9 protein-coding genes, 1 tRNA gene and 1 pseudogene are annotated in these 6520 nt (G+C 73.4%); 7 read left to right on the plus strand and 4 right to left on the minus strand.

Annotated features, from left to right (window positions below; all coding sequences use genetic code 11):
• Window positions 1–199: 199 nt before the first annotated feature.
• Both ACOV8S_RS10030 and ACOV8S_RS10035 read left to right on the plus strand, forming a co-directional pair.
• Window positions 200–274, plus strand: a tRNA-Val gene (locus ACOV8S_RS10030).
• A gap of 224 nt (window positions 275–498) precedes the next feature.
• Window positions 499–936, plus strand: coding sequence for a DUF6892 domain-containing protein (locus ACOV8S_RS10035; protein ID WP_448317449.1), 438 nt, complete (start codon window positions 499–501; stop codon window positions 934–936).
• Window positions 937–961: 25 nt separating this feature from the next.
• Here the strand turns inward: ACOV8S_RS10035 and ACOV8S_RS10040 are convergent, their stop codons facing one another.
• On the minus strand, window positions 962–1261 hold the full coding sequence (locus ACOV8S_RS10040) for a holin (RefSeq protein ID WP_448317450.1): 300 nt from the start codon (window positions 1259–1261) through the stop codon (window positions 962–964).
• Between the two features lie 228 nt (window positions 1262–1489).
• On the opposite strand from ACOV8S_RS10040, the pseudogene ACOV8S_RS10045 reads away from it, so the two are divergent.
• Window positions 1490–1687: pseudogene (locus tag ACOV8S_RS10045) on the plus strand (short-chain dehydrogenase); the annotation flags it as partial.
• Window positions 1688–1767: 80 nt separating this feature from the next.
• Here ACOV8S_RS10045 and ACOV8S_RS10050 read toward each other — a convergent pair.
• Entirely contained in the window at window positions 1768–2106 is a 339-nt protein-coding gene (locus ACOV8S_RS10050; protein WP_351115819.1) for a hypothetical protein, read from the minus strand.
• A gap of 147 nt (window positions 2107–2253) precedes the next feature.
• Here ACOV8S_RS10050 and ACOV8S_RS10055 point away from each other — a divergent pair, with 147 nt between their 5' ends.
• From ACOV8S_RS10055 to ACOV8S_RS10065, 3 genes are all read left to right on the plus strand, one after another.
• On the plus strand, window positions 2254–2979 hold the full coding sequence (locus tag ACOV8S_RS10055; protein WP_448317451.1) for a class I SAM-dependent methyltransferase: 726 nt from the start codon (window positions 2254–2256) through the stop codon (window positions 2977–2979).
• A gap of 88 nt (window positions 2980–3067) precedes the next feature.
• Window positions 3068–3301 carry a DUF2277 domain-containing protein gene (locus ACOV8S_RS10060; protein ID WP_351115822.1) on the plus strand — a complete coding sequence of 78 codons (234 nt, stop codon included), beginning with the start codon at window positions 3068–3070 and terminating at the stop codon, window positions 3299–3301.
• 580 nt (window positions 3302–3881) lie between these two features.
• Complete coding sequence (locus ACOV8S_RS10065; protein WP_448317452.1) at window positions 3882–4271, plus strand: hypothetical protein; 390 nt, start codon at window positions 3882–3884, stop codon at window positions 4269–4271.
• Window positions 4272–4362: 91 nt separating this feature from the next.
• On the opposite strand, the gene ACOV8S_RS10070 is transcribed toward ACOV8S_RS10065, so the two are convergent.
• A complete protein-coding gene (locus ACOV8S_RS10070) occupies window positions 4363–5052 on the minus strand; it encodes a DedA family protein (protein ID WP_448317453.1) in 690 nt (229 codons plus the stop codon).
• 250 nt (window positions 5053–5302) lie between these two features.
• Between ACOV8S_RS10070 and ACOV8S_RS10075 the strand changes: the two genes are divergently transcribed.
• A complete protein-coding gene (locus tag ACOV8S_RS10075; protein ID WP_351115826.1) occupies window positions 5303–5875 on the plus strand; it encodes a superoxide dismutase family protein in 573 nt (190 codons plus the stop codon).
• On the opposite strand, the gene ACOV8S_RS10080 is transcribed toward ACOV8S_RS10075, so the two are convergent.
• Entirely contained in the window at window positions 5841–6278 is a 438-nt protein-coding gene (locus tag ACOV8S_RS10080; protein WP_448317889.1) for a DoxX family protein, read from the minus strand. The genes ACOV8S_RS10075 and ACOV8S_RS10080 overlap by 35 nt on opposite strands.
• Window positions 6279–6520: the final 242 nt, after the last annotated feature.

The raw sequence follows: 6520 nt of genomic DNA on the forward strand, positions 1-6520 counted from the left end.
ATCAGGGCCACCACGTCCTTGACCGGCCCCGGCGTCCACGACTTGTCCGACACATCCACTCCCCGTCACACCGCCGGGCCGACCCCGTCATTGTCCCACCTGTGTCGACGCGCCACACGGCCCCGGCAGTTCGCTCCCCGGGCGGACGGTTTGCGGGGCGCCGGGCGAGGCAAGGTAGGCTGTCGGCTCGTATTGTCCTGCGCGCGTAGCTCAGCGGTAGAGCGCCGCCCTTACAAGGCGGATGTCGGCGGTTCGAAACCGTCCGCGCGCACCAGCGCAAAGGCCCCCGCGATCATGGTCGCGGGGGCCTTTTCGACGTCCTCGCCGACGGCAGGGGAGGGCCCTTCAGCGGTCCGGGTCCACTCCGTCACCTCCGGGAGGTCGGTCCCGTGGGCGCGGACGGAGGAGTGGTGCCGGGTGTGGGCGTCGGCCATGGCCTTGGTCCGCCTGTGCGGGCGACCCACCCGCACTGTCGTACCGCGCTGTTATATCTGGGGCATGACCGCCTTCCGCGACTTCAACTTCAAGCTTCTCGTCGTCGAGAAGCTCATGTACTGGGACAAGACCCTCGTCCCGGCGTTCGGCCTGGGCCGGCTCATGGCGGAGCGAGGCGTGGACGACCTGCACGAATACGCCGAGGAGCACGACCTGGAGTACCAGGTCTTCGACGAGGCCAGAGCCTACTTCGAGGCCCTGGAGATACCGGCGGAACTGCTGGCCACGGTGGAGGAGTTGACCTTCGACGGCGGGCATCGGGTCTACATGGAGTGCGCCCCGGTGTGGGACGGCGAGGACGACCTGTTCGACGTGAAGTCGCTGGAGGACCTGGACCTGCTGCCGAACCTCAAGGTGTTCACCGGCGTGCGCGCCCTGGAGCACATGATCCCGGGCGCGAAGGACGTCCTCGCCGCGCGGGGGATCACCGGCCGCTACTAGACGCCGGTCGTCCCCGGCCTGGCGGTCAACGCGTCGTCGGGCCGGTGGGCGGGGCGGCCGCACGGTCGGCACGGGCGGCCGTCGAGGCCGCGGTGACGACGGTCTCGGTGATGCCGGGGCCCTCGGTCCCGCTGCCGCTGGCCGCTATCGCGGTGAGGACCGCCAGGACGGCGGCGAGCCCGCCGATGCCGAAGGCCTCGCCCCAGTCGACGTCCAGGATGCCGATGCCGTCGGCACTGATCGCGCCGAGGGTGCCCTGGGCGAAGGTGCGGACCGCGCGCTCGGCGGTGGCCTTCCAGAACGCCTTGGTGGTGAGACTGCTCATCTGCGGAGGTCCCCTCTCGCGGGTGGGTGGACGTAGCCTCCCTCTTCCTCCTCCGCGTGGAGATATCCCAACTGGCCCCCAATTGACGTGCCTTGGCGGGCGGTCGATGAGCATCGCGAATACCACGAATCCGCTTGACGGAGGGCGGGCGCTGCGCAAGATCGCCGCGGACGGCCGTGCGCGAAGAGCGCGAGCCGGTGCCGGTGGTGGTAGTGGTGGTTGCTGGTTGTGGGACGGGCCGGCGCGGCGCTGGCCGCCGACTCCGAGGTGAGCCGCGGGAACGGGCGCTCCCTCTCCAGCGGCGGCCTCGCCAAGGAGTACGGCTTCACCGACCGCGACGGCAGCCGCCCCCGCCCGGACGCCTGGCGGTACATCGTCGAGGTCCAGGACGCCGGACGGGAGGCGGACGTCACGGGGTACCGGTGACGGCTACCTGAGCGGCGAAGGCGGTTGTGTCGGCGGTCGGGGCCGCGGACGTGGCGGGGCGGTGGTGGGTGCCGGTGGTGTCAGGCGTCGTCGGGCCGGGCCGTGGCGTGCTTCACGCCCGAGCGTGCCTCGACGGCGTCGGCGCCCTGGACGTCCTGCCAGAAAGGGTGGGTGGTCACGAACACCGCCAGTTCGTGCTCGCGGCGGCGCAGCTTCTCGACGTAGGCCTGTTCGTCCGGGGACCAGCCGGGGGAGGCGGGGCGCTCGACCTTGCGCCAGCCGTTGTCGTCGCTGAAACCGTCGTGGGGCGCGACGGACCAGGGGAGACGCTTCAGGAGGGCCGAGAGCTCGGCCCTGACCTGATGCAACTCCGCCTGACCGTCGAGCAGGTCGCTCGGGAAGTCGTAGGTCTTGGCCACATCGACAATGCTACGCCTGTTCGATTTCTTGAAGCGAGTTCGACCCGTCGGTTTCCCTCGAACGGGTGTCCCGCGTTGTCGACGTTTGATCGGGCGTCGGCGAAAAATCCCTGGTGGGCCGCGACGGCGCGGCCTATGTTGCGCGGCATGACGGACGAAGGCTTCAGGCATCCACGGCTCGCCGCGATCTACGACCCGCTCGACCCCGACCGCGGTGATCTCGGCGCGTATCTGCGGATGGCGGAGGAGTTCGGAGCCCGCCGGGTCCTGGACATCGGCTGCGGAACGGGCGTCTTCGCGCTTCTGCTGGCCGGCCGGGGGGTCGAGGTGGTCGGCGTCGATCCCGCCGGGGCGTCCCTCGATGTGGCCCGGGCCAAGCCGGGGGCCGGGCGCGTCCGGTGGATCCACGGCGACGCGACGGATCTGCCGCCGCTGCGGGTGGACCTGGCGACGATGACGGCGAACGTGGCCCAGGCGATCGTCGACCCCGAGGTGTGGGCCGGGACGCTGCGAGGGGCCCACGAGGCTCTCCGGCCGGGCGGACGGCTGGTGTTCGAGACCCGTGACCCGGCGCGGCGCGGCTGGGAGGAATGGACCCGGGAGGCGTCCTGGGGCGTCACGGAGATCGAAGGGGTGGGCACGGTCGAGAGCTGGGTCGACCTGGTGGACGTGAGCCCGCCGCTGGTCGCGTTCCGCTGGACGTACGTCTTCGCCTCCGACGGGGCGGTGCTGACCTCGGACTCGACGCTCCGGTTCCGGGAGTGCGACGAGGTGGAGCGGGATCTCGCCGACCACGGTTTCGTGCTGGAGGACGTGCGGGACGCGCCCGACCGGCCGGGGCGGGAGCTGGTCTTCGTGGCGCGGCGGCCCTGACGGCGGAGGTCGGCCGGGGCCAGTGTCCGTGCGTCCCCGTCTGCGCGGAAACGCTTCCGCGGTGGGCGGTCCGCGCGACACTTGACGTATGTGTCGCAGCATCAAGACGCTCCGTCCGCCCGTGTTGCCGGGCGAGGCCACGGAGGAAGAGATCAGGGCCGCCGCGCTGCAGTACGTGCGGAAGGTCTCGGGGTTCCGGGCGCCCGCCGCCCACAACCGTGAGGTGTTCGACGCGGCGGTGGATGCCGTCGCCGAGGCCACGGCCGAGTTGCTCGCCCACCTGGAGGTGAGAGGGAGCAAGGCTCCGGCCCCGACCGCGTAGGGGAGCTCCCTCCTGCCTCCCGCCGGGGCCGCGGGCCGCCAGGCGTGTCGCCGGGTCGGTGGTGTCGCTGGGCGGGAGGTGCCGCCCAGCAGGGCGAAGGCGCCGGGGTCAGGCCTGTCGTCGGCCGGCCCGGAGTCCGGGCGAGGCCGGTCGTTCCGCGAGCTTGGTCAAGGTGAGGTCGGTCGTTCCGCGGGCGTGGCCAGGGCGGAGGTCGTCCGGCGGCCCTGCCGAGGCGGAAGCTGGTCGTTCAGCGACCCCGGCCCGCGGTGAGCCCGGTCGCCCAGGGTGGCCCCGGCCCGCGATGAGGTTGGTCGCTCGGCGCGGCCCGGAGGCTCGGCATGCCCGCCGGCCACGTCGGGCCGGGCGACCGAGGGGGTCCGTGGTCCGTCGGGCCTGCCGCACGCCTCCGCGCTGTGGGCGGACTCCACGCGCTGGGCCGAACGGGGGACAGACCTCGCATAATGCAGCAACCGGGCCAATGGGGTGCGTACAACGGAGGTGCAAGTCCATCGGGACGCGGAAACGTACCTTCCGGGCAGCCGCCCGGGGTGCGCGCGTCACGCCGTCCATGGAGGGGATCATGCGCATCCGCCAATTCGCCGCTACCACAGTCGCCGCCCTGGCGCTCGTCGCGGGTCTGGGCGCGGGCACCGCGTCGGCCGCGCCGGCGACCTCGGCCACCGCCTCGGCCACCGCCTCGGCCACGCAGAGCGTCAGCGCGGACCGGCACTGCCACCAGCACAACGGCCACAACCACTGGCGTGGAGACCGCTGCCGCGACCGCCGCTGTCACAACCACCGCGACCACGGCCGCCACCACTGGCGTGGCGAGCGGTGCCGCGACCACGGCAGGCACCACGGCCGTGACCACCGCTACGACCGCGACCGCGACCGCTACGACCGCGACCGCTACGACCGTGACCGCTACGACCGCGAGCGTGACCACGGCCGCCACCACGGTCGCCGCTGACCCCGACCGACCTGCCCCCCGCCCCCGCCGGCCTCAGCCGGCGGGGGCGGGGGCGTGTTCGGCCCGGGCCCGGCAGGAGGGGGCCGTGGACTCACGTGCCGCGCGGACGTCCCCAGGTGGGGCCGCCGGGGGCCGCGCCGCCCGCCTCGGACGCCGGACGGCGCAGCAGGAGGGCGGCGGCCGACCCGGCCAGGAACAGGGCGAGCACCGACACCGCCGTGGCCAGCCAGCCCGCTCCCAGCCACTCGCCGCCGAAGTACCCGAGAGCCACGCTGTAGCCCGCCCAGCTGATCCCGGCCAGCACCGACCAGGGCAGGAACTCGCCCACCCGTCGCTGCGCCACGCCCGCGCCGAAACTGACCACCGAACGGCCCGCGGGGGCGAAACGGGCCACCAGGACGAGCGCGCCGCCGCCGTGCGCCAAAGCGACGCCCAGGCGGGCCTGCGCGGTGCGCAGCCGGCGTGAGCGGGCCATCACCTGGTCCAGGCGCCGTCCGCCGCGCAGGCCCACCCGGAACGCGGCCAGATCGCCGAGGACCGAGGCGGTCGCCGCGCAGGCGACCAGGACCAGGAGATCGGGAAGGGCGGTGGCCGCGGCCGCTCCGTCCACCCCGTCGGCGCCCACGGCGGCCGCGCCGGTCTCGGCAGCGGCGGCGGTGGCCGCGGCGGCGACCAGGATGCCGCTGGGCAGAACCGGCAGGAAGACGTCGAGCAGGATGGAGGCCGCGATCAGCCCGTAGATCCACGGACTGGTGGCCAGCGTTCCGGCACTCTCCCACACGGCTTCCTCCCGGACCTCTCTCCCGGCTGGTGCCGGGCCGCGGCGTCGCAGGGGGCGGCAAGGGCGGCCGATGGCGGACAACTGGCAAAGACTACGCCGATCAGGTGATTGGCGTGCATGAGGGGCACGTATGCCCGCAAGATCACGTTCCTCCTTGTGCCGGTGCCCGACGAGCGCGGCGCGGCCGCCTCACGTATCAACGGAGGTGCAGACCGACGGTGAGCAGTGACGACAGCGAGGAGCGGCGGAGATGGCGGCTTGGGTCGGAGTGTGCGCGGGGGTCGCGGCGGCGGCCGTACTGGGAGCAGGCGGGGTGGCCGTCGCGGACGACGGCGGGCAGCACGGGAAGAGCGGGCGGCCGGGCTACACGATGACGACCGACGGCGTGTTCGCCGGGAAGAAGAAGGCGACGACGGCGTTCACCTACGACAAAAAGCTGGTGCCGGTCGGCTCCTGGGTGGAGGTCGGCCAGCGGACGGCGGTCGACGGGGCGACCACGGTGACCCTGCGCGCCAAGGGGCTGAAGGCCGGTCACACCTACGGGGTCCACGTGCACACCAAGCCGTGTGCCGCCGACCCCGCCGCGGCGGGCGGGCACTACCAGCACCGGCCGTCCACCGACCCGTCCGCGGTGAACCCCCGTAACGAGGTCTGGCTGGACTTCACGGCGGACGGCAAGGGCTCCGGCAAGGCGACGGCTCACCACGACTGGGGCTTCCGCAAGGGCGGCGCGTCCTCCGTGGTCATCCACGACAAGCCGGGTTCCTCCGGAGCCAGGGTGGGTTGCTTCACGGTTCCGTTCGGCTGGACGACCGCGCGCTGAACCGACGGCCGGTCAGGGCGCCCAGCGACAGGGCGCCCGGGCCGGACGCGACCAGAAGGAGGAACGACCAGCAGAAGAGGGCGGCCGGTTCACCCCCGTTCTCCAGGGGCCACAGCCCGCGGGCCTGGTGGACACCGAAGTACGCGTAGGCCATCGAGCCGGAGCAGATCAGGGCGGCGGTACGGGTGCCGAGCCCGAGCAGGACGAGGCTGCCGCCGACGAGCTGGATGACGGCGGCGTACCACCCCGGCCAGGCGCCGGCCGGGACGGTACCCCCGGTGCCGTGGGCTCCGCCGAGGACGCCGAACAGGGACGCGGCTCCGTGACAGGCGAAGAGAAGACCGGTCACGGCGCGGAAGAGGGCGAGCACGTGACGGCGGGCGGCGGCGGTCCCCTGGTCCACCACGAGGGCGAGCGAGGCGAACGTTCCGCCGGTGGGCGCGGTGGGCGCGGTGGACGCGGCGGGCACGGTGGCGACGACCGCGGGGTCGGGGTCGGGGTCGGCGGCACAGGTCGCCTCGGGCGTCACCTCTGCGGCGGCAGCCGGGGCTGTCGGTTCGGGCGCTGCCGCGACCGAAGCCGCGGGTGCGGACGCGGCGGTCGTCGCCGGCTCCTCGGGTGTCCGGGTGCACGGCGGGGGAACGG

This window comes from Streptomyces sp. CO7 (genome assembly GCF_053474865.1).